This is a genomic window from Pseudomonas sp. K8, from assembly GCF_014889455.1.
In the GTDB taxonomy this organism is placed as follows: domain Bacteria; phylum Pseudomonadota; class Gammaproteobacteria; order Pseudomonadales; family Pseudomonadaceae; genus Aquipseudomonas; species Aquipseudomonas veronii.
This window is the reverse complement of the sequence record NZ_VJWO01000002.1, coordinates 271,321-291,791: the sequence shown is the minus strand read 5'-3', so window position 1 is coordinate 291,791 and position 20,471 is coordinate 271,321. Positions and strand designations below refer to the sequence as shown.

Sequence of the window (20,471 nt, the reverse complement as noted above, 5' to 3'; positions counted from 1 at the left end):
ATCCGCGGGCGTTTTTCCGCATCGCCTGGCAGGGTGAATGGCCTAAAACCAGCCCCTGCCAAATGTGCGGCGCATGATACCCACATTCACCTCAGTTGCCCACCTCCGTATCCGATTTAGAGCCTTCCCAGCCCAGCAGGTGTTCATCCAGCGGCACGGGTGGGCGGCGGTTGTTGAGGGTGGACCACCAGAACACCCAGCCGACAATCTGGAAGTTCTGTTCGAAGCGTTGATCGAAGGTCAGGTATTCGTCGGGGTGTTCGCCGGCGTTGTGGCTGCGCATGCGCAGGCCGCCGCCGGGGCGGTTGTAGAGGTATTTGATGCGCAACATGTCGTCGTGTTCGACGGCGTAGATTTCGCCGTCGACGATTTGGGTGCGGCCGCGGTCGATGGCGAGGGTGGCGCCTTGTTGGATGATGTCGACCATGCTGTTGTCGACCATGTAGGCGCCTAGGGCGCGGTCGGGGTTTACGTTTAAGGTCTCGAGGGTGTGACGGGAGAGGCGGATACGTTCGGTTGAGGTGAAGGACGGATGGAGGGTGATCTCCACATCGATTGTTTCCGGGGAACGGGCGGGGCCTGTGAGGTATTTGCCGCTTTCTTCGCGGGTGGGCAATGCTTTCCTTGCATCTTGAGCGTCCAACAGGAAGTTGGCCGGTGGGTGTTTAGGGCCTACACCGGCGTGCAGCCAGCGGCTGGAGACGCACAGCAGTTCTGCGATTTCGTTGAGTCGGCCCATGGGAACACCGCGTTTGAACCAGTTGTTCACGTGCTGAGGCGTGACGCCGCGGTTCTTGGCGAAGTCGGAAGCGGAAAGATGAACTTCCCGTAATAGCGCTTTTAAGCGATCACCTGATGTATTCATAAACGCTGAGTTTACTGGCCGGGAAAATAGATCAAATAAACTATGCGTTCAATTGCCGGTGTAGGTTTTTACTTAGTTGTAGCCTGATCTTTCGTTGGTGCTGCTTAGTTCAACATGGAGTGTTAATAATTGAACTTGGTGTTTAAATTTTTCCACAAAAAAAGCCCCGAATGATCGGAGCCTTTTTGATTGCCGCAGCAATGAGGAGCCGGTATCAGCCTTTGTAGGCGGCGACCGACTTCATGATCTCGGCGCGGGCGGCATCTGCGTTGCCCCAACCGTCGATCTTCACCCATTTGCCTTTTTCGAGGTCTTTGTAGTTCTCGAAGAAGTGCTTGATCTGTTCCAGCAGCAGTGGCGGCAGATCGGTGTATTCCTTCACGTCCACGTACAGCTGGGACAGCTTGTCGTGGGGCACTGCGATGACTTTGGCATCGCCGCCGCCGTCGTCGGTCATGTTCAGGATGCCGACTGGACGCGCGCGGATAACCGAGCCTGGAGTAACCGGGTAAGGGGTTACGACCAGCACGTCGAGGGGGTCGCCGTCGTCAGCCAGGGTGTTGGGGATGAAACCGTAGTTGGCCGGGTAGAACATCGGGGTGGCCATGAACCGGTCAACGAACAGGCAGTCGCTGTCTTTGTCGATTTCGTATTTGATCGGCGCGTGGTTGGCCGGAATCTCGATGGCGACGTAGATGTCGTTCGGCAGGTCTTTGCCAGCCGGAATCTTGCTGTAGCTCATTGGGCGTTGCCCCCGTAGTTGGCCATGTACATGGCCGGATTGGCCTAAAAGTGGCGGCGATTATAGGCATATTCTGACGCCGATGCCATGCACCAGACGTCGTACAGTCATTCGCCTTGTGGCTGATAACGCGGGTCGTGCGCTTGCAGCTGCGCGAGGCGGGCCAGAGGGTCCTGGCGGTAAAAATGACTGAGTTGGGCGTACACCTGTGGATAACTTTCCACCAATAAATCTGGCGCGCTGAAAAAATATTCGCTGGTGACCGCGAAAAATTCCGCCGGGTTTTCGGCGGCGTAGGGGTCGATGGCGGTTTCGGCGTCGGGGTTGGCGTCCAACTGGCGGTTAAGCTCATCGTAGGCGCCTTGCATCACGCGGGCCCAGTCTTGCACGCGCATGTCGTGGTGCAGGGGCGGCAGGCCGTTGGCGTCGCCGTTGAGCATGTCGAGCTTGTGCGCCAGTTCGTGGATCACCAGGTTGTAGCCTTCCCAGTTGCCGCTGGCCAGCACGCCGGGCCAGGCGAGGATCACCGGGCCTTGTTGCCAGGCTTCGCCGCTGTGCTCGCCGTCCCACTCGTGCTCGACGCCACTGGCATCGCGATGACGTTGCGGGCTGAGGAAGTCGTCGGGGTACAGCACGATCTCGTGGAAGCCCTGATACCAGTCGAGATCGCCGAGGTTCATCAGTGGCAGTTGCGCCTGGGCGGCGAGCAGCAGGCGTTGTTCCTGGTGCAGCTCGACGCCGGGCAGGGCGGTGAGGTGTTTTTCGGCGAGAAACACCACGCAGGCTTCGCGCAGCCACTGGTCTTGCTCGGCGCTGATGCCGTCGAGGAAGGTCAGGTGCTCGCGCACCCGCTGCCAGGTGTCATCGGCAATCGGGTGCCTGGCCAACAGGCGCCGGCGACGCCAGGCGCTGAGGGACCACATCGCAGGTTACTGCGACTTGGCTTCGGTGGACGTGCGACCAAAGCGGCTGCGGAACACGCTGATGATCATCGGCACCAGCGACAGCAGGATGATGAACACCACCAGCAGCGAGAGGTTTTTCTTGATGAACGGCACGTTGCCGAAGAAGTAACCCAGGGTTACCAGGCCGCCGACCCAGAAGACGGTGCCCAGCACGCTGAAGCCGAAGAAGCGCGGGTAGGGCATTTTCGCGATACCGGCAACGAACGGCGCAAAGGTGCGCAGGATCGGCAGGAAACGCGCCAGGGTCACGGTTTTGCCGCCGTGCTTGTCGTAGAAGTCGTGGGTTTTTTGCAGGTAGTCGCGGCGGAAGATTTTCGAGTTCGGGTTGCTGAACAAGCGTTCGCCGGCTGTTCGCCCGATCACGTAGTTGGTGCTGTCGCCGAGGATCGCTGCCAACATCAATAGACCGGCGAGCAAGACCGGGTCCATGCCGCCACCCGCCGCCACCGCGCCGGCAATGAACAGTAATGAATCACCCGGCAGGAACGGCATGACCACCAGGCCGGTTTCGCAAAAGATTACAAGGAACAGAATGGCGTAGATCCACAGACCGTAATTTTTTACCAGCAGGTCGAGGTAGACGTCGAGATGCAGGATAAGGTCAAGCGGGTTGAAATCCATGGATGGCACCTGTGTGAATGGCCCGACTCAGCAGGCCTGTGCGGAGGCTCGGGTAATAAGGCTACAAGTATTTGTCGCGCTTCTTACAATCCTGAAAGGTCGGCATTATACGGATTGAGAAGTGAAAAGAGTGTGTGGGTTTTGTAGCGGGTGATGTCATGGCACTCGGCTCCCAGAGCACCACAGAACCAAATGTGGGAGGGGGCTTGCCCCCGATCGGGTCGTGCCAGTTATAAATAGTCTGACTGGTCCACGGCTATCGGGAGCAAGCTCCTCCCACAGGGACTTTGGGGGGGCTTGGGGATGGGGTCAGTCTTCGCTGATCGGCAACACGTAGTTCTTGAACTCGCTGTCTTCGCGAAAACCCATCGACTCATACGTCTTCTGCGCCACGTTATTGTTGCTGCTGGTCGACACCCGCAGCCGCACTGCATGGGTTTCCTTGGACATCTTCTTCGCCGCGCGCATCAGGTTGTCGGCTACCAATTGCCGGCGCGCGTCTTCGGCGACGTAGATGTCGTTGAGGATCCACACCCGTTTGAGCGACAACGAAGAAAAGCTCGGGTACAGCTGACAGAACCCGAGCAAGCGCTTGTCGTCGTCATCGGCCAGGGCCAGGTAGATCACCGACTCCTTGCGGCGCAGGCGTTTTTCCAGGAAGGCCCGCGAAGAGTCCGGGAACGGCAGCGCCCCGTAGAACTCGCGGTATTTGACGAATAACGGGGTCAACAGGTCCAGGTGTTCCAGGGTCGCTTGAGTGATCCGCATGCCAGGCCTCAACTTCCAGATGGTATATGACCACGCGAGCGGCCGTGACTCGATGCTGCCTAAAGACGCGAAAAAGCGCAATCGTGCGGGGATCAGTCGGTGGGCGGGCTGAGCAGGAAATTGCCTTTCACCAAGTCCGGGTCATCTGACTCGATGGTCTGAACCTGCGCCTCATCCTTGAGGTTGACCCCCGACAACTGCCGGCGGCAGGCCTCGCGCATCAAGTACAGCAGGCGGTGGGCCGCCATGCCATAACTCAAACCCTCCAGGCGCACGTTGGAGATGCAGTTGCGGTACGCGTCGGTGAGGCCAACCTTGGGGTTGTAGGTGAAATACAGGCCCAGGCTGTCCGGCGAACTGAGCCCCGGTCGTTCACCGATGAGGATCACCACCATCTTGGCGCCGAGTAGCTGGCCAATCTCATCGGCCACCGCGACGCGGCCCTGTTCCACCAGGATCACCGGTGACAAGGACCAGCCTTCGGCGTGGGTCTGTTCCTCCATGCGCGTGAGAAACGGCAACGTGTGTTTATGTACCGCCAACGCCGACAGACCATCGGCCACCACCACGGCCAGGTCGACGCCGCCGGGGTTAGCCGCCGCATGGTCGCGCAGGGCCTGGGCCGACTCATCGCTCAGACGCCGCCCCAGGTCCGGGCGTTGCAGGTAGCTGTGGCGGTCGACGGCGGCGCTGTGCAGCAACAGGCTGTCACGCCCGCGTTCGGCGAGCTGAGTGCTGAGGCCGACATGGTCGAAGGGCAGGTGGACCGCGTCCCGCGCCTGGGCGTGGGCGAATTGGAAGTCCAACTGTGCGCTGGTGGGGATGCTGGTGCCAGTACGGCCCAGGGCGATGCGCGCCGGGGTCAGGCGACGCAGTTCCAGCCACGGGTTTTCGGGTAGGTCTGGTTGCACGGGCGGCTCCTTCATCCCAATTGCGCCAAGGCGTGGCGAAACGCCGGTGGCAGGCTGTTGCCGAAACGCACTTTGCCGTCGGCTTGCGTGAAAATGCCCATGTTCGCCAGCCACTGTTCAAACTCCGGCGCCGGCTTTAAACCCAATGTCTGGCGGGCGTACAGGGCGTCGTGGAACGAGGTGGTCTGGTAGTTGAGCATGATGTCGTCGGAACCGGGAATGCCCATGATGAAGTTGATCCCGGCCACGCCCAGCAGGGTCAGCAGGGTGTCCATGTCGTCCTGGTCGGCTTCGGCGTGGTTGGTGTAGCAGATGTCGCAACCCATCGGCACCCCCAGCAGCTTGCCGCAGAAGTGGTCTTCGAGGCCGGCGCGGATGATCTGTTTGCCGTTGTACAGGTACTCGGGGCCGATAAAACCGACCACGGTGTTCACCAGGAACGGCTTGAAGTGCCGGGCCACGGCGTAGGCGCGGGTTTCACAGGTTTGCTGGTCGACGCCGAAGTGCGCGTTGGCCGACAAGGCGCTGCCCTGGCCGGTTTCGAAATACATCAGGTTTTGCCCGAGGGTGCCACGGTTCAGGCTCAGGCCTGCTTCGTAGCCCTCCTGCAGCACGCTCAGGCTGATGCCGAAACTGGCGTTGGCCGCCTCGGTGCCGGCGATCGACTGGAACACCAGGTCCAGCGGCACGCCACGGTTGATGGCTTCGATGGAGGTGGTGACGTGGGTCAGCACGCAGGCCTGGGTGGGGATTTCGTAACGCTGGATGATCGCGTCGAGCATCTCCAGCATGGCGCAGATCGAGGCGATGCTGTCGGTGGCCGGGTTGATGCCGATCATGGCGTCGCCGTTGCCGTACAACAGGCCGTCGAGAATGCTCGCCGCGATGCCCGCCGGTTCGTCGGTGGGGTGGTTGGGTTGCAGGCGGGTCGACAAGCGGCCGCGCAGGCCCATGGTGCCGCGAAACCGGGTGACCACGCGGATCTTCTGCGCGACCAGCACCAGGTCTTGCACGCGCATGATCTTCGACACGGCGGCGGCCATTTCTGGTGTCAGCCCTGGCGCCAAGGCGCGTAGGGATTGTTCATCGGCTGCGTCACTGAGCAGCCAGTCGCGCAGGCCGCCGACGGTCAGGTGGCTGACGGCGGTAAACGCCTGTTTATCGTGGGTGTCGATGATCAGTCGGGTGACTTCGTCGCTTTCATAGGGAATCAGCGCCTCTTGCAGGAAGTGCTTCAGCGGGATATTCGCCAAGGCCATTTGCGCCGCCACCCGCTCGCCATCGTTCTGTGCGGCGACGCCAGCGAGGAAGTCGCCTGAACGGGCGGGGCTGGCCTTGGCCATCACGTCCTTGAGGCTGTCGAAGCGGTAGGTCGATGCACCCACCGCGTGGGAAAAACTTGCCATACAGTGTCTCCTTGATGACGCGGGCGAATATGGGTAAGGCGCCCGCGTCGAGGTTTACGGCAGTCAGTGCAAGGCGGCCTCTGCGGCCTGGATCGCCGCGAACTCTTCTTCCGGCGTGCCTGCTACCAAGTGATGCCGGCTGTAGAAAGCAAAGTAAGCAATTAATACTCCATAGATGATTGCAGCGCCAATCACCACTCGCGGGTCGACCAGAAAGCCCGCCACCACGGCCACGCAGGCCAATACCAGGGCCACGCCGGAGGTAAAGATGCCGCCCGGCGTGCGGTACGGACGATCCATTTTGGGGCGACGGATGCGCAGCGTGATGTGCGCGGCCATCATCAGCACGTAGGAAATGGTCGCGCCAAACACCGCCACCAGAATCAGCAGGTCGCCCTGGCCGGTCAGCGACAGGCCGAAACCGATAATGCCGGGGATCACCAGCGCCAGGACCGGCGCCTTGCTTTTGTTGGTCTGGGACAGTTTGCGCGGCAGGTAGCCGGCGCGGGACAACGCGAAGATCTGCCGCGAATAGGCGTAGATAATCGAGAAAAAGCTGGCGATCAAGCCCGCCAGGCCGACCAGGTTGACGAAGCTGCCCATCCACGTCGAGCCGCCGTAAGACAGCGCCAACGCTTCAACCAGCGGGTTGCCGGACTTGATCAGCGCGTAGGTGCCGGCGCCGCCCGGTGCAATCACCAGGATCAGCAGGGCAAAACTGGTCAGCACCACAATGGCGCCGATCAGGCCGCGAGGCAGGTCGCGCTTCGGGTTCTTGGTTTCTTCGGCGGCCAACGGTACGCCTTCGACTGCCAGGAAGAACCAGATCGCATACGGAATCGCCGCCCACACGCCGACGTAGCCGAATGGCAGGAAGGTGCTGGCGCCCTTGGCGTCGGTCACCGGGATGTCGAGCAGGTTGGCGACGTTGAAGTGCGGCACCATCGACACCAGGAACACGCCCAGTGCAATGGCGGCGACGGCGGTGATGACAAACATCAGCTTCAAGGCTTCACCCACGCCAAAGATATGGATGCCGATGAAGATGATGTAGAACGCCAGGTAAATCATCCAGCCGCCGATGCCGAACAACGACTCGCAATAGGCGCCGATGAACACCGCGATGGCGGCGGGGGCGATGGCGTATTCGATCAGGATCGCGGTGCCCGTCAGGAACCCGCCCCAAGGGCCAAAGGCGCTGCGGGCAAAACCGTAGCCACCGCCGGCAGTAGGGATCATGGAAGACAGTTCGGCCAGGGAAAAGCACATGCACAGGTACATGGTGGCCATCAGCAATGTGGCGAGGAACATGCCGCCCCAGCCACCCTGGGCCAGGCCGAAGTTCCAGCCGGCGTAGTCGCCGGAGATCACGTAGGCAACGCCAAGGCCGACCAGCAGCACCCAGCCGGCGGCGCCTTTTTTCAGTTCGCGTTGTTGGAAGTATTGGGAATCGACTTTTTCGAAGTCGACGGAGGATCCAGTGGGTTCGCTAGGCATGGGAAAGTACCTTTCATTCTTATTGTTTTGGTCCCGACAAGTTGTCGCCGGGTAATGTAGGAGCGAGCTTGCTCGCGAAAAACTTCAGAGCACCGCGCAGAGCCAGGCTATCCGCGTAATCGTTGAGGTTCTTCGCGAGCAAGCTCGCTCCTACGGGGGGCGGTTATCGCCCCGGCGGTGTTGGGTTAGAAGAAGCCCAATGGATTGATGTCGTAGCTCACCAGCAGGTTCTTGGTCTGCTGGTAGTGATCCAACATCATCTTGTGGGTTTCACGACCGACGCCGGACTTCTTGTAACCGCCAAACGCGGCATGCGCCGGGTACAGGTGGTAGCAGTTGGTCCACACGCGGCCCGCCTTGATCGCCCGGCCCATGCGGTAGGCGCGGTTGATGTCGCGGGTCCACAGGCCGGCGCCGAGGCCGAACTCGGTGTCGTTGGCGATCGCCAGGGCTTCGGCTTCATCCTTGAAGGTGGTGATGCTCACCACCGGGCCGAAAATTTCTTCCTGGAACACCCGCATCTTGTTGGTGCCCTTGAGCAGGGTCGGCTGGATGTAATAGCCGGTGGCCAGATCACCTGTCAGCTTCTCGACCTTGCCGCCGGCCAGCAACTCGGCGCCTTCGCCCTTGGCGATTTCCAGGTACGACAGGATCTTGTCGAACTGCTGCTCGGACGCCTGGGCGCCGACCATGGTGTCGGTGTCCAGCGGGTCGCCACGCTTGATCGACGCGACCTTCTTCATCACCACTTTCATGAAGTCGTCGTAGATCGACTCTTCCACCAGCGCGCGGGATGGGCAGGTACACACTTCGCCCTGGTTGAAGAACGCCAGCACCAAGCCTTCGGCGGCTTTCTCGATGAATTGCGGTTCGGCTTTCATGATGTCGGCGAAGAAGATGTTCGGCGACTTGCCACCCAATTCAACGGTGGACGGAATGATGTTCTCGGCCGCGCAATGCATGATGTGCGCGCCCACCGGGGTAGAGCCGGTGAAGGCGATCTTGGCGATGCGCTTGCTGGTGGCCAGGGCTTCGCCTGCCTCCTTGCCGAAACCGTGTACCACGTTCAGCACGCCCGGCGGCAGCAGGTCGCCGATGACTTCCATCAGCACGTTGATGCCCAGCGGGGTTTGCTCGGCCGGCTTGAGCACCACGCAGTTGCCGGCGGCCAGGGCCGGGGCGAGTTTCCAGGCGGCCATCAGCAGCGGGAAGTTCCACGGGATGATCTGGCCGACCACGCCCAGGGGCTCATGGAAGTGATAGGCGGCGGTGTGTTCGTTGATTTCGGCGCTGCTGCCTTCCTGGGCGCGGATGCAACCGGCGAAGTAGCGGAAGTGGTCGGCGGCCAGCGGGATGTCGGCGTTGAGGGTTTCACGCACGGCCTTGCCGTTGTCCCAGGTTTCGGTGATGGCCAGCAGTTCGAGGTTCTGTTCGATGCGGTCGGCGATCTTCAGCAGCACCAGCGAGCGGTCCTGGGCAGAGGTTTTGCCCCAGGCGTCGGCGGCGGCATGCGCGGCGTCCAGCGCCTTGTCGATGTCTTTGGCGGTGGAGCGCGGGAATTCGGCGATGGGCTTGCCGTTGACCGGGGAAGTGTTGGTGAAGTAGTTGCCATCGATCGGCGCCACGAATTCGCCGCCGATGTAGTTGCCGTACTTGGCCTTGAACGAAACGATGGCGCCTTCAGTACCGGGGTGTGCGTAACGCATGGTGGGTATCTCCTGGCTTTTTATGTTTATTGGAGTGCAGCGCGGCAAGCGCTTGATAAAGCGTAGAGCAAAGGTCGGGCCACTGCCTTGCAAGCCAGTTAAATCAGGGGGTTGGCGAGAGCCAAAAAGTGCGGCTGTGCCAGCCTTGGTACAGTCTGTGTGACAGTTTGTGCCATGCACGGTACAACCTGTGACCGGTGGGTCGGCGCGGGATTGCAATGGCCGGGTGGCTGGGGGATGCTGGACGTTCTCACGCAGGGAGAATAATAAGAACATGCATCACGATCATTTCAGTCGCCATGCCCAGCAAGTCTTGACCGTGACCCGTGGGCAAGACCTTTCCCAGGGCCCTGGCAGCGACCCGTCCATCGCCCGCTCCTGGCTGCGTTGCCTGGAGGATTATCACCTCGACCCTGCGCTGAGCATCGCCCCCACCGTGCTCGAACATGGCCGTCTGCTGGAAAGCCGCGAGCGCCTGCAGCAAGTGCTGCACATCGCTGGCGGCGAGATGAACAGCCTGCATCAGCAACTTTCGGGCGCCGGTCACGCCGTGTTGCTCACCGACGCGCGCGGGGTGATCCTCAACTGCGTCACCGCGCCGTCCGAGCGCAAGATTTTCGAGCGCGCCGGGTTGTGGCTCGGCGCCGACTGGAGCGAGGCCTGCGAAGGCACCAATGGCATCGGCACCTGCCTGGTGGAGCGCCAGTCGTTGACCATTCACCGCGATGAGCATTTTCGCGGGCGCCACACCGGGCTGACCTGTTCGGCGAGCCCGGTGTTCGATCCCCATGGTGAGTTGCTGGCGGTGCTGGACGTGTCGTCGGCGCGGGAAGCGGTGTCGCGTCAGAGCCAGTTCCACACCATGGCGCTGGTCAACCTGTCGGCGAAGATGATCGAGAGTTGTTACTTCCTGCGTCACTTTGAACACCACTGGCTGCTGCGTTTTCACTTGCAGGCGGAGTCCGTGGGCTTGTTCAGTGAAGGGCTGCTGGCGTTCGACGGCGAAGGGCGCATTTGCGCAGTCAACCAAAGTGCCCTGAACCTGTTGGGGCAGATGCGTGGTGGCTTGCTGGGGCAGCCTGTGGAAGTGCTTTTCGAATGCACCCTGGATCAACTGCTGGGCCGCGCCAGCGCCAATGCCACAGCGAGTTGGCCGCTGCGGACGCGGGACGGTCGACATCTGTTTGCCGCGTTGCGCGGCCAGCCGCGCAGTGTGCCGGTGCCCGTACCGCCGCAGCCGGTGGTTGCCGCCAAGCCCGAGCGTCTGCTCGGTATCTGCCTGGGCGATTCCGCGTTGCAAAGCGATTTTCGCAAGGCGTTGCGCGTGTTCGAACGTGATGTGCCGCTGCTGGTCAACGGTGAAACCGGTTCCGGCAAAGAGGCCTTCGCCAAGGCCGTACACCAGGCCAGCCAGCGTGCGGACAAGGCTTTTGTTGCGCTCAACTGCGCCGCCATCCCGGAAAGCCTGATCGAAAGCGAACTGTTCGGCTATCGCGGCGGCAGTTTCACCGGTGCCCGCAAGGAAGGCATGCGCGGCAAGCTGCAACAGGCAGATGGGGGCACGTTGTTCCTGGATGAAATCGGCGACATGCCCCTGGCTTTGCAAACCCGGCTCTTGAGGGTGCTGGAGGATCGCCTGGTGGTGCCCATCGGCGGCGAGCCCCAGGCGGTAAACGTGAGAGTCATCAGCGCCACCCACCGTGATTTGTTGCAGCGTGTGCAGGCAGGCAGCTTTCGTGAAGATTTGTACTACCGACTCAATGGCCTCGAAATCGGCTTGCCGCCGTTGCGCGAGCGCAGTGATAAGCCGCAATTGCTGGATTTTCTGCTGGCCCAGGAAGCCGGGGAGCAGACGATAACGCTCGATGCCGGCGCGCGTCAGGCATTGCTGGCGTTCGCCTGGCCGGGCAATGTGCGGCAGTTGCGCACGGTGTTGCGTACCCTGGTTGCACTGTGTGACGGCGCGTTGATCGGTGTCGATGATTTGCCGCCGATGATCCGCCCGGCGTCCTTGGCTATGCCTGCTGCGGATGTCCCCCCGCTGTCGCTGCTTGAGGATGCCGAGCGCCTGGCATTGTTGAAGGTCCTGACGCAGCAGCGCTGGCATATGACCCTTGTGGCTGAACGGTTGGGGGTGAGCCGCAACACGTTATATCGAAAGTTACGCAAACATGGCATTGAACTGCGTTCGGCGTTGTAATTCGTAAGTTGTTGTCGAGTGTGTGGGAGCGGTTTTTAATTGTTGGTTGTAGGGGGATTTACTGTTTTTGCTTTTGTGGGTTAATTGTTGAGAAAGTGTGTCCTGGCTGGCGCGGAAGTAAATGCATGTAATGTTGTTTCGGTGGAACTGAGATAGATATTTTTGTCACCCAGTGAATGCAAGTTTTTATTGACTGACTAAGGTGATGATTATGAATGTTACAGGTGTTCCAACTTACACTACAGCACCGTCCAGTGACGTTTCAGCTGATGTTACTCAAGCTGCCAATAATACTGGATCGACCGGTAACCCGCGCAACGCCGCTTCGGCTACTTGGCAAAATGATCGCTCCGAGCTTACTTATGATGCTGAACGTTTGAACTCGGACACGCAGGTTCGTAGCAAAAGGGGAATTGATTTCGGACGTTTTTTCCGCAGGCCGACGCATAGCACTTCCCGCGTGCCGTCTGGGACGCCCGGTCAATATAATCAGGTTAATAAGGGACCGTTTTTCTCAAACCCACCTTCCACTCATGCATCTAATAAGCCCTTTCGAGATCTGATTAATAACAACCGGTTCGGGGGCTCTACCCTTCCTTCCAGGTCTCACCCCGTTCCCAAGACGTTTGGCGAGGTGGCGCAAAACCTCGTCACTGCCGATCGCCTGGTCAAGGCTGGCGTGTTCAAGACCGGGCCAGATCTGAAAACCGTGACACGGGACGCTTTCGTGAATGCCGCAGTCAACGGCTTGGTCAGTACGCCATTGAGTATTGGTACTTACGCAGGCTCCGTATGGAGTGGCGAGCAGATCAAGGGGGCGTTCAGCGCCAATACCCCCTTACTTCCTCCCGCGCACCAGCCCGCGCCGAGTCAACAGAACGGTGTGGCGGGATCGGCGCCGAGTCCTTCATCGCCGCAAGACCTGGCGTTGCACTTGGACAATGCAGAATTAAAACTGCTCTTGGTCAGTAATACGATCCAGGCCTATACCGAAGGGAGCGAGGGTCAAGCCTTGGATAAAAGCCCCGATTGGCCAACCGAGACAACTGCCCGACTTGATATGTTGGAAAAGCAATACAACACCGTCGAGTCGAACTTGGAATTAATCTCTAAGGAAAATGATTTTATATTCAGGCCCTTTAAAAGTGATACCGCCGCCACCGAGAAAGACCCTGTGCGCCGCCTTGAAACATTGGATCGACGCAATCAGGCTGTTTTAAACCAGATCTCCCGTATCAATACGGTGTTGGAGCCGAAGGGGCCGCTATCCTCGATGCAGTTTGTCTGATGCGGGTTATGCAGGGGAGGCCGTTAATTGACACCCCATAGTGACCCCTCGTATACGCTGAGTCCGGTGCAGTCACGGCGGGTGCCGGCACCGGGCTCAACGACCGCACTGCCGGCCGAATTCAGACGATCGAGCTGGCGTGTACCGCTAAAAGAGTGCGATTTCCCCCTCCCTGCGCTAACCTGCCTCGATGTTTTACGAGGTCGACCATGCACATTCATATTCTCGGTATTTGCGGTACTTTCATGGGCTCGATGGCGGTTCTGGCCAAGGAGTTGGGCCACCATGTGACGGGTTCCGATGCCAACGTCTATCCGCCCATGAGTACGCAACTGCAAGCCCAGGGCATCGAATTGACCCAGGGCTATGATCCATCCCAATTCGATCCGGTCCCCGACCTGGTGGTGATCGGCAACGCCATGTCTCGGGGCAACCCGGCGGTCGAATACGTACTGAACAAAGGTTTGCCGTATGTGTCCGGCCCCCAATGGCTGGCCGACCATGTGCTGCAAGGCCGTTGGGTACTCGCGGTAGCCGGCACCCATGGCAAGACCACCACCAGCAGCATGCTGGCCTGGGTGCTGGAGCACGCAGGCATGAGCCCGGGTTTCCTGATCGGCGGCGTACCGCAGAACTTCTCGGTGTCGGCGCGCCTGGGCGATACGCCGTTCTTCGTGATCGAAGCCGATGAATACGACAGCGCGTTCTTCGACAAACGCTCCAAGTTTGTCCACTACCGCCCGCGCACGGCGATCCTGAATAACCTGGAGTTCGATCACGCGGATATCTTCCCCGATCTGGCGGCCATCGAGCGGCAGTTCCACCATTTGGTACGCACCATCCCGAGTGAGGGCCTGGTGATCCACCCGACCACCGAGCCGGCCTTGCAGCGCGTCATCGACATGGGCTGCTGGACGCCGGTGCAAACCACCGGCGCGGGCGGGCAGTGGCAGGTCAGGTTGCTCAGTGAAGACGGTTCGACATTTGAAGTGCTGTTCGAAGGCGAGGCCCAGGGTGTGGTCGACTGGGACATGACCGGCCAGCACAACGTCGCCAACGCCCTGGTCACCTTGGCGGCGGCACGGCATGTTGGCGTGGTGCCTTCCATGGGCATCGCGGCCCTGAGTGCGTTCAAAAGTGTGAAACGACGCATGGAAAAGGTTGCCGATGTGAATGGGATTACCATCTACGACGACTTTGCCCACCACCCGACGGCGATTGCCACCACCCTTGATGGCCTGCGCAAGCGGGTCGGTGATGCGCCGATCATTGCGATTATCGAACCGCGCTCCAACTCCATGAAGCTCGGCGCGCACCGCGATGGTTTGCCGGAGAGCGTCAATGATGCGGACCAAGTGGTCTGGTACGCACCGGCCAACCTCGGCTGGGACCTGCCCGCCATTGCGGCGCTGTGTCACGTGCCGTCGACGGTCTGCGATTCGATCGAAGGCATCATTGAACACGTCAAGCAACAGGCCACGCCCGGCACCCACGTGGTGGTCATGAGCAACGGCGGCTTCGGCGGCCTGCACGGCAAATTGGCTGAGGCCCTGAAATGAGCGGGCCCGAGCGCGTGACGCTGGCGATGACCGGCGCATCCGGCGCGCCCTATGGTTTGCGCCTGCTCGACTGCCTGGTGCGCGAGGAGCGTGAAGTTCATTTCCTGATCTCCAAGGCCGCGCAACTGGTGATGGCCACCGAGACCGATGTCGCGCTGCCGCCCAAGGTGCAGATGATGCAGGCGTTCCTCACCGAGTACACCGGTGCGGCGGCGGGGCAGATCAAGGTTTACGGTAAAGAGGATTGGATGTCGCCGGTGGCCTCCGGCTCCGGCGCGCCAGCGGCGATGGTGGTGGTGCCGTGTTCCACCGGAACGTTGTCGGCGATTGCCACGGGTGCCTGCAACAATTTGATCGAACGGGCCGCCGATGTGACGTTGAAAGAGCGGCGCCAGCTGATTTTGGTGCCGCGTGAGGCGCCGTATTCGAGCATTCACCTGGAGCACATGCTCAAGTTGTCGAACATGGGCGTGACCATCTTGCCGGCGTCGCCCGGTTTCTATCACCAGCCGCAGACCATCGATGACCTGGTGGATTTTGTGGTGGCGCGGATTCTCAACCTGCTGAACATTCCCCAGGACATGCTCCCGCGTTGGGGTGAGCACCATTTGAGCAGCGATGAATAAGGCGTTGTTGGTGTTACTGGCGTTGCAACTGGCGGGCTGCGCCACCGCGCGCACGCTGGATGCGGCGAAGCCCGGCGCGCCGGTGGTGTACGCCGGCACGCGGCTGGACCTGTATGCGATGAACGGCGGCTGTTGCGCGATGGACCGTTTTGGTGCCGAGGCGCCGAGCTATCCCGGCGTCGACCTGCCAGCCAGCGCGTTGCTCGATACCCTGCTGTTGCCGCTGTCGGTGTTGACGGTGTTGGGGGTAGGGTTCAACGCCACGGGAGGACTGTGACTCCGCGCTCAGGCCCCATCTGAACCCACATGTTGAGCTGGCAGCTCGGTTGGCGGGTTTATTTACCCAGCTTGCGCAACTCATCCGATTCGACCACACGCACACCATCTTGCTCTTCCAGCGCCAGGCGCCACATGGCGCGTGCCAGTTCGCACACTTCGATGCCGTGGTACTTGCCTGGAATCAGCCGTGACAACGGCCCGGCCAATTGCTCGGCCAGGCGCGGTTCGAGGCGCTCCCCCAGCAACAGCGAAGGCCGCACGATGGTCAGTTGCGGCCAACCCTGGGCTTTCAAGGCGTCTTCCATTTGCCCTTTGATCCGGTTGTAGAAGATCGAGGATTTCGGGTCGGCGCCAATCGCGCTGATGACGATCAGGTGCCGCGCGCCCATTTCCCGCGCGCGCTTGGCAAAGGCCACGACCAGGTCCAGGTCGATCGCGCGAAAGGCGTCCTCGGAGCCGGCTTGCTTGATCGTGGTACCCAGGCAGCAGAAGGCGATATCGACCTGGCCACGCAGTTGCGGCAGGACCACCGCCGGGTCGCCCACTGGGTTTTCCAGGCGTGGATGTTCGGCCAATGGCTTGCGGCTGGGCGCCAGCACACGGGTCACGGTGGGTTCGTTGAGCAGGCGATCGAGCAGGTGTTCGCCGGTCAGGCCAGAGGCTCCTGCGAGCAAAATATGCTGAGGCGTCAGGTACATGGTGTTTCCCCCTTTGTTACACGTTACAGCTTAGTTGCCTTTAGCTTCCTTGCTATTCATTGAGACGCTTTCGAGCGCCTTTCGTGCTTGCTGCTTGCGTAATAGTTGCCAATGGGCGATCACGCCTTTGGGGGCCCAGATCTGCGGTTCGGAGGCTTCGAAGTTGTCCGCCTGTTCGCGTTCGGTCACGTGCAGTTGCGCCAGCTTGAAGGCTTGCTGCAAGTCGTCGGTCTGGTTGAAGGCTTGGGCGAAAAGGGCATCGCCGAAGTAGGTGAAGTCGGCTTCCTCGGAACAGCCAAACGACACGCGGTCTGCGCGGGAAGCGGTCATAATCAAGGTGTGCTCGTCTTTCAGCGCGGGAATGAAACCGCCGGAGTAGCACGCGGAAATCACCACGACCTTGTCGCGGTTCTTCAACGGCGTGAGCACTGCGGCGAGCTCATCGGCCGGCAGGTCGGCCAGCTCCATGCGCGGCTGGTCGAGCACCAGTTCGCTTTCGTGGGTGCCGTGGCTGGTCAGGTAGATAAACACCAGGTCCTCCGGCCCGCTGCGTTCGGCCAGGGTCTGCACCGCACGGCGCAGGCTTTCGCGGGTAGCCAGCGGGCGGTCGGCGATATGGTCGCGGTGGTTGACCAGGCGAATCTGCCCGCGCGCACCGAAGCGGCTGGCGAGCATGTTGCTGACGTAATCGGCTTCGCGCAGGAACACGCTCTGTTTGCCGTCGCCAGCGAGTACCAGGGTGTACAGTTCCACGGCGGGGGTCGAAGGCGGCACGGCGGCGAGGGCAGCATCGAGCAGGCGGCCCTGGGCCAGCACGCCGATTTCCAACGGGTCGGGCAACAGCTTGCCGTCGGCGTCGCGCACGCGCATGCCGTTGACCCAGGTGCCGGCCTGCACGGTGCCGTCGGCGAGCACCAGGGTGCCGTGGCCCTGGTAGTTGTCGCTGTCGAAACCGCCGATATAGAAGCTGCCGTCGGTGAGGTTCAGGCGGCCTTCGCCGCTGAAGCGCCAATCGCTGAACTGGCCAATGTAGTGGCTGCCATCGACGCCGATCAACTCGCCCTTGCCGCTGAGGGCACCTTCCTTGAACTGGCCGATCCACACGTCGCCGTCGGCGTTTTCGTAGCGACCCTTGCCGTTCAATTGGTTCTGTTTGAACTGGCCGACGTAGATGTCGCCGTCAGCGCTGTTGAAGGTGCCGTTGCCTTCCAGCTGGCCATCGACGAAGTGGCCGCTGAACTGGTTGCCGCTGTCGTCGTTGCGCTGGCCTTCGCCGTTGGGCTTACCGTGGGCGAACTGGCCCTGGTATTGGCTGCCGTCGGCCAGCTCCAGGCGCCCGAGGCCGGAATACTGGTCGTCCTTGAATTCGCCGCGATAGGTCATTTGCCCCTCTTTGAGGGTGCCTTCGCCGTTGCGCCGGCCTTGCTTGAAGCCACCGACATAGTGGCTGCCCGCAGTGGTCAGGCTGCCCTGGCCGTCAAACAGGCCTTGCTGGAACTGGCCTTTATAGACTTCGCCGTTGCTGCCATGCCATTCGCCCTGGCCGTGCCACTGGCCTTTGTCGAACTGGCCGGCGTACCAACTGCCGTTGGGGTAGTCCACGCGACCCTGGCCTTGCAGCAAGCCATTGACCACATCACCCCGGTAACGGCCGCCGTCGGGCAGGCGCGCATCGGGCGGCAACAGCGATTCGCCGTCTCCGCAAGCGGTGAGCAACAGGACAAGGGCAAAGGGAGCGAGTGGGCGCATAGCGGGATCCGGATAATTGAGCGCCGAGTATGCCGCAGCGAAGGAGCCATACCTAGTGGTCTGTTGGGGAATGATGACCTATAGGAGCCGGCTTGCCGGCGAAGGTGGTCAACGAAAACGCGGGCATTCAGGGGGAATGTGGCGTCTGGGGGCTTTTCGCTGGCAAGCCAGCTCCTACAGGGAGGAAGGAGGCGGTTACACGAAGCAGAGCGACAGCGACTCGGCAATGTAAGCGGGTTTCTCCTGGCCTTCGATTTCCAGGGTGGCGGTGGCCTTGAACAGCCATTGGCCGGGTTTTTTCTCGGTGACGTCGGTGAGGGTCACGTTCAGGCGGACCTTGGAATTGACCTTCACCGGCTGGATAAAGCGCACGCTGTCCAAGCCGTAGTTGACCGCCATTTTCAGGCCTTCGGGCATGATCAGGATGTCTTCCATCAACTTGGGCATCAGCGACAGCGACAGGAAACCGTGGGCGATGGTGCTGCCGAACGGGGTTTGCGCGGCCTTGACCGGGTCGACGTGGATGAACTGATGGTCGCCAGTGGCTTCTGCGAACAGGTTGATGCGGGCCTGGTCGATGGTGAGCCAGTCGGAACGTCCCAGTTCCTTGCCGACATAATCTTTGAGCTGCGCTACGGGTACATAGGGCATTGCGTCTCTCCTTGGTTCATCGGTTTTTATTGATGTGCGAGAACCATGTTAGATCATCATGGGCAACCAGCCCGGTCAACCCACCATGCATATGACGAATGCCGGAGCATAGCGCGGGCATGCTTATAATGCGGGTCGGTCTTGAGGGGGGAAGGACGGATGCTATTACGCGGTCTGACATGGCTGGTGCTGTTTCAATTGATCGGCACGGCGATCAACCATTTGCTGCTGCCGGTGTTGCCGGGGCCGATCATCGGTCTGCTGCTGATGCTGGGTTACCTGGTGTGGCGCGGCGAAGTCGGCGAGCCGCTGAGCCTGGCGGCCAGCAGCCTGCTGCGTTACTTGCCCTTGCTGCTGGTGCCGCCGGCGGTCGGGGTGATGGTGTATGCCAAGGACATCGCCGCAGACTTTTGGGCCATCGTCGGTGCCTTGGTGTTGTCGCTGGTGATCGCCATGGGGTTCGTCGGCGTGCTGATGCAAAAACTGGTCAAGCGCCAGGCGCAGCAGGAGGAGCAATCATGACCTTCGACTGGCAAGGCGCATGGGCGGCGGTGATTCATCATCCGCTGTTCGGCATCGGCATCACCCTCGGCGCCTATCAACTGGTGCTCGCGGGCTTCGAGAAAACCCGCTGGATCTTCCTGCAGCCGGTGCTGGTGTCCATGCTGCTGGTGATCGGCGTGCTGCTCACCTGTGGCCTGAGCTACGCCGAGTACCGCAAGAGCACCGAGATCATGAGCATCCTGCTGGGCCCGGCGACCGTGGCCCTGGCGGTGCCGCTCTATTTGAACCTGCGCCGGATTCGTCAATTGTTCTGGCCGATTTTTACTACGCTGGTGATAGGTGGTGTGTTGGCCACCGGCCTGTGTGTGTTGCTGGGCTGGTGGTTCGGTGCCGAACACAGGATGTTGATGACCATGGCACCCAAGTCGGTGACCTCGCCGATTGCCATGCTGGTGGCCGAGCAGATCGGCGGCGTGGCCGCGTTGGCCGCGGTGTTCGTGCTGATCACCGGCGTGATCGGGGCGATGATCGGCCCGGCGTACTTGTCGCGCCTGGGCGTCCACAGCCCCGAGGCGCGCGGTATGGCGCTGGGCATGACCGCTCACGCCGTCGGCACGTCGGTGGCCCTGCAGGAAAGCGAAGAGTGCGGCGCCTTTGCGGCGCTGGCCATGAGTCTGATGGGCGTGGCGACGGCGGTGTTCCTGCCGCTGGCCGTGTCGGTGATTGTTTGAACCAGGGTTAAGGAAACCTTTATGAGTCTGGCGCTGTTCCCGCTCAACACCGTGCTGTTCCCTGGCTGCACCCTCGACCTGCAATTGTTCGAGGCGCGCTACCTGGACATGATCAGCCGCTGCATGAAAAAGGGCGAAAGTTTCGGCGTGGTGTGCATCTTCGACGGCAAAGAGGTGGGCGCGGCCCCGGATGGCTACGCTCTGATCGGCTGTGAAGCGCTGATTCGCGACTTCAAGCAGCAGGATAACGGCCTGCTGGGCATTCGCGTCGAGGGCGGGAGGCGCTTCCGTGTCCGCGACGCCGAGGTGCAGAAGGACCAGTTGCTGGTGGCCGAGGTGCAATGGCTGGAAGAACGGCCGGACCACGCGCTGGAAGAGGCGGACGCCGACCTGCAGGCCTTGCTCCAGGCCCTGGCCGAACACCCGATGGTGGCCTCGCTGGACATGGGCGCCGATGCCGACGGCCAGCAGGCTCTGGGCAATCAATTGGCGTATTTGCTGCCGTTCACCGAGGCCGACAAGATCGACCTGCTGCAGCTCGACGATCCGCAACAACGGCTGGATGCGATCCAGAGGCTGCTGGATGAACTGCAAGGTGAGCTGTTCACCTGATTTTCAGAATTGTCTGGTGCTGCTTTCAGACGTTTCTGCGTTGCTCCCATCGCACGGGCTGAAATAGTTTCCGATCACACAACCACTGATCAG

The 20,471-nt window shown here is 61.0% G+C and carries 20 protein-coding genes; 8 read left to right on the top strand and 12 right to left on the bottom strand.

The genetic code is table 11. From position 1 onward, the window contains the following. Nucleotides 1-91: 91 nt before the first annotated feature. From INT12_RS02745 to INT12_RS02705, 9 genes are all read right to left on the bottom strand, one after another. A complete protein-coding gene (locus tag INT12_RS02745; RefSeq protein WP_169883818.1) occupies nt 92-865 on the bottom strand; it encodes a helix-turn-helix transcriptional regulator in 774 nt (257 codons plus the stop codon). A 214-nt stretch (nt 866-1,079) separates the two neighbouring features. After that, on the bottom strand, nt 1,080-1,607 hold the full coding sequence (ppa, locus tag INT12_RS02740) for an inorganic diphosphatase (RefSeq protein WP_003176323.1): 528 nt from the start codon (nt 1,605-1,607) through the stop codon (nt 1,080-1,082). Nucleotides 1,608-1,714: 107 nt separating this feature from the next. Then, complete coding sequence (locus INT12_RS02735) at nt 1,715-2,530, bottom strand: zinc-dependent peptidase (RefSeq protein ID WP_017848367.1); 816 nt, start codon at nt 2,528-2,530, stop codon at nt 1,715-1,717. A 6-nt stretch (nt 2,531-2,536) separates the two neighbouring features. Then, complete coding sequence (locus INT12_RS02730; RefSeq protein WP_017848366.1) at nt 2,537-3,193, bottom strand: DedA family protein; 657 nt, start codon at nt 3,191-3,193, stop codon at nt 2,537-2,539. Nucleotides 3,194-3,502: 309 nt separating this feature from the next. Beyond that, complete coding sequence (locus tag INT12_RS02725; protein ID WP_193039730.1) at nt 3,503-3,961, bottom strand: GNAT family N-acetyltransferase; 459 nt, start codon at nt 3,959-3,961, stop codon at nt 3,503-3,505. Between the two features lie 92 nt (nt 3,962-4,053). Then, nucleotides 4,054-4,887 carry an ethanolamine ammonia-lyase subunit EutC gene (gene eutC, locus INT12_RS02720; protein ID WP_079444783.1) on the bottom strand — a complete coding sequence of 278 codons (834 nt, stop codon included), beginning with the start codon at nt 4,885-4,887 and terminating at the stop codon, nt 4,054-4,056. Then, nucleotides 4,884-6,278, bottom strand: a complete 1,395-nt coding sequence (locus tag INT12_RS02715) for an ethanolamine ammonia-lyase subunit EutB (RefSeq protein ID WP_017848363.1) — start codon at nt 6,276-6,278, stop codon at nt 4,884-4,886. The genes eutC and INT12_RS02715 overlap by 4 nt, the downstream gene beginning before the upstream one ends. A 63-nt stretch (nt 6,279-6,341) precedes the next feature. Continuing rightward, complete coding sequence (gene eat, locus INT12_RS02710; protein WP_017848362.1) at nt 6,342-7,775, bottom strand: ethanolamine permease; 1,434 nt, start codon at nt 7,773-7,775, stop codon at nt 6,342-6,344. A gap of 185 nt (nt 7,776-7,960) precedes the next feature. After that, entirely contained in the window at nt 7,961-9,481 is a 1,521-nt protein-coding gene (locus tag INT12_RS02705) for an aldehyde dehydrogenase family protein (RefSeq protein WP_017848361.1), read from the bottom strand. Nucleotides 9,482-9,755: 274 nt separating this feature from the next. On the opposite strand from INT12_RS02705, the gene INT12_RS02700 reads away from it, so the two are divergent. The 5 genes from INT12_RS02700 to INT12_RS02680 all read left to right on the top strand — a co-directional run bounded on the left by INT12_RS02700 (nt 9,756) and on the right by INT12_RS02680 (nt 15,431). Further along, nucleotides 9,756-11,681, top strand: a complete 1,926-nt coding sequence (locus INT12_RS02700; RefSeq protein WP_193039729.1) for a sigma-54-dependent Fis family transcriptional regulator — start codon at nt 9,756-9,758, stop codon at nt 11,679-11,681. Between the two features lie 211 nt (nt 11,682-11,892). Further along, nucleotides 11,893-12,969: a hypothetical protein gene (locus INT12_RS02695; RefSeq protein WP_193039728.1), complete on the top strand. Its 1,077-nt coding sequence runs from the start codon at nt 11,893-11,895 to the stop codon at nt 12,967-12,969. Nucleotides 12,970-13,178: 209 nt separating this feature from the next. Then, nucleotides 13,179-14,528: a UDP-N-acetylmuramate:L-alanyl-gamma-D-glutamyl-meso-diaminopimelate ligase gene (gene mpl / locus INT12_RS02690; RefSeq protein WP_017848358.1), complete on the top strand. Its 1,350-nt coding sequence runs from the start codon at nt 13,179-13,181 to the stop codon at nt 14,526-14,528. Beyond that, nucleotides 14,525-15,154 (top strand): flavin prenyltransferase UbiX, encoded by a 630-nt coding sequence (gene ubiX / locus INT12_RS02685; protein WP_010206807.1) that lies wholly within the window; start codon nt 14,525-14,527, stop codon nt 15,152-15,154. The genes mpl and ubiX overlap by 4 nt, the downstream gene beginning before the upstream one ends. Further along, entirely contained in the window at nt 15,147-15,431 is a 285-nt protein-coding gene (locus INT12_RS02680) for a YceK/YidQ family lipoprotein (protein WP_017848357.1), read from the top strand. Before ubiX ends, INT12_RS02680 begins: the two co-directional genes overlap by 8 nt. A 58-nt stretch (nt 15,432-15,489) precedes the next feature. On the opposite strand, the gene INT12_RS02675 is transcribed toward INT12_RS02680, so the two are convergent. The 3 genes from INT12_RS02675 to INT12_RS02665 form a co-directional block, all read right to left on the bottom strand. Then, complete coding sequence (locus tag INT12_RS02675; protein ID WP_017848356.1) at nt 15,490-16,131, bottom strand: oxidoreductase; 642 nt, start codon at nt 16,129-16,131, stop codon at nt 15,490-15,492. A 30-nt stretch (nt 16,132-16,161) separates the two neighbouring features. Continuing rightward, nucleotides 16,162-17,880, bottom strand: a complete 1,719-nt coding sequence (locus tag INT12_RS02670) for a C13 family peptidase (RefSeq protein ID WP_017848355.1) — start codon at nt 17,878-17,880, stop codon at nt 16,162-16,164. A 195-nt stretch (nt 17,881-18,075) separates the two neighbouring features. Continuing rightward, nucleotides 18,076-18,531, bottom strand: coding sequence for a MaoC family dehydratase (locus INT12_RS02665; RefSeq protein ID WP_017848354.1), 456 nt, complete (start codon nt 18,529-18,531; stop codon nt 18,076-18,078). Nucleotides 18,532-18,690: 159 nt separating this feature from the next. Between INT12_RS02665 and INT12_RS02660 the strand changes: the two genes are divergently transcribed. Genes INT12_RS02660 through INT12_RS02650 form a run of 3 tightly spaced genes read left to right on the top strand, consistent with a single transcriptional unit; the run spans nt 18,691 to nt 20,378 of the window. After that, nucleotides 18,691-19,053 carry a CidA/LrgA family protein gene (locus INT12_RS02660; protein ID WP_017848353.1) on the top strand — a complete coding sequence of 121 codons (363 nt, stop codon included), beginning with the start codon at nt 18,691-18,693 and terminating at the stop codon, nt 19,051-19,053. Further along, nucleotides 19,050-19,766 carry an LrgB family protein gene (locus INT12_RS02655; protein ID WP_017848352.1) on the top strand — a complete coding sequence of 239 codons (717 nt, stop codon included), beginning with the start codon at nt 19,050-19,052 and terminating at the stop codon, nt 19,764-19,766. The genes INT12_RS02660 and INT12_RS02655 overlap by 4 nt, the downstream gene beginning before the upstream one ends. A 21-nt stretch (nt 19,767-19,787) precedes the next feature. Then, complete coding sequence (locus tag INT12_RS02650; protein WP_017848351.1) at nt 19,788-20,378, top strand: LON peptidase substrate-binding domain-containing protein; 591 nt, start codon at nt 19,788-19,790, stop codon at nt 20,376-20,378. Nucleotides 20,379-20,471: the final 93 nt, after the last annotated feature.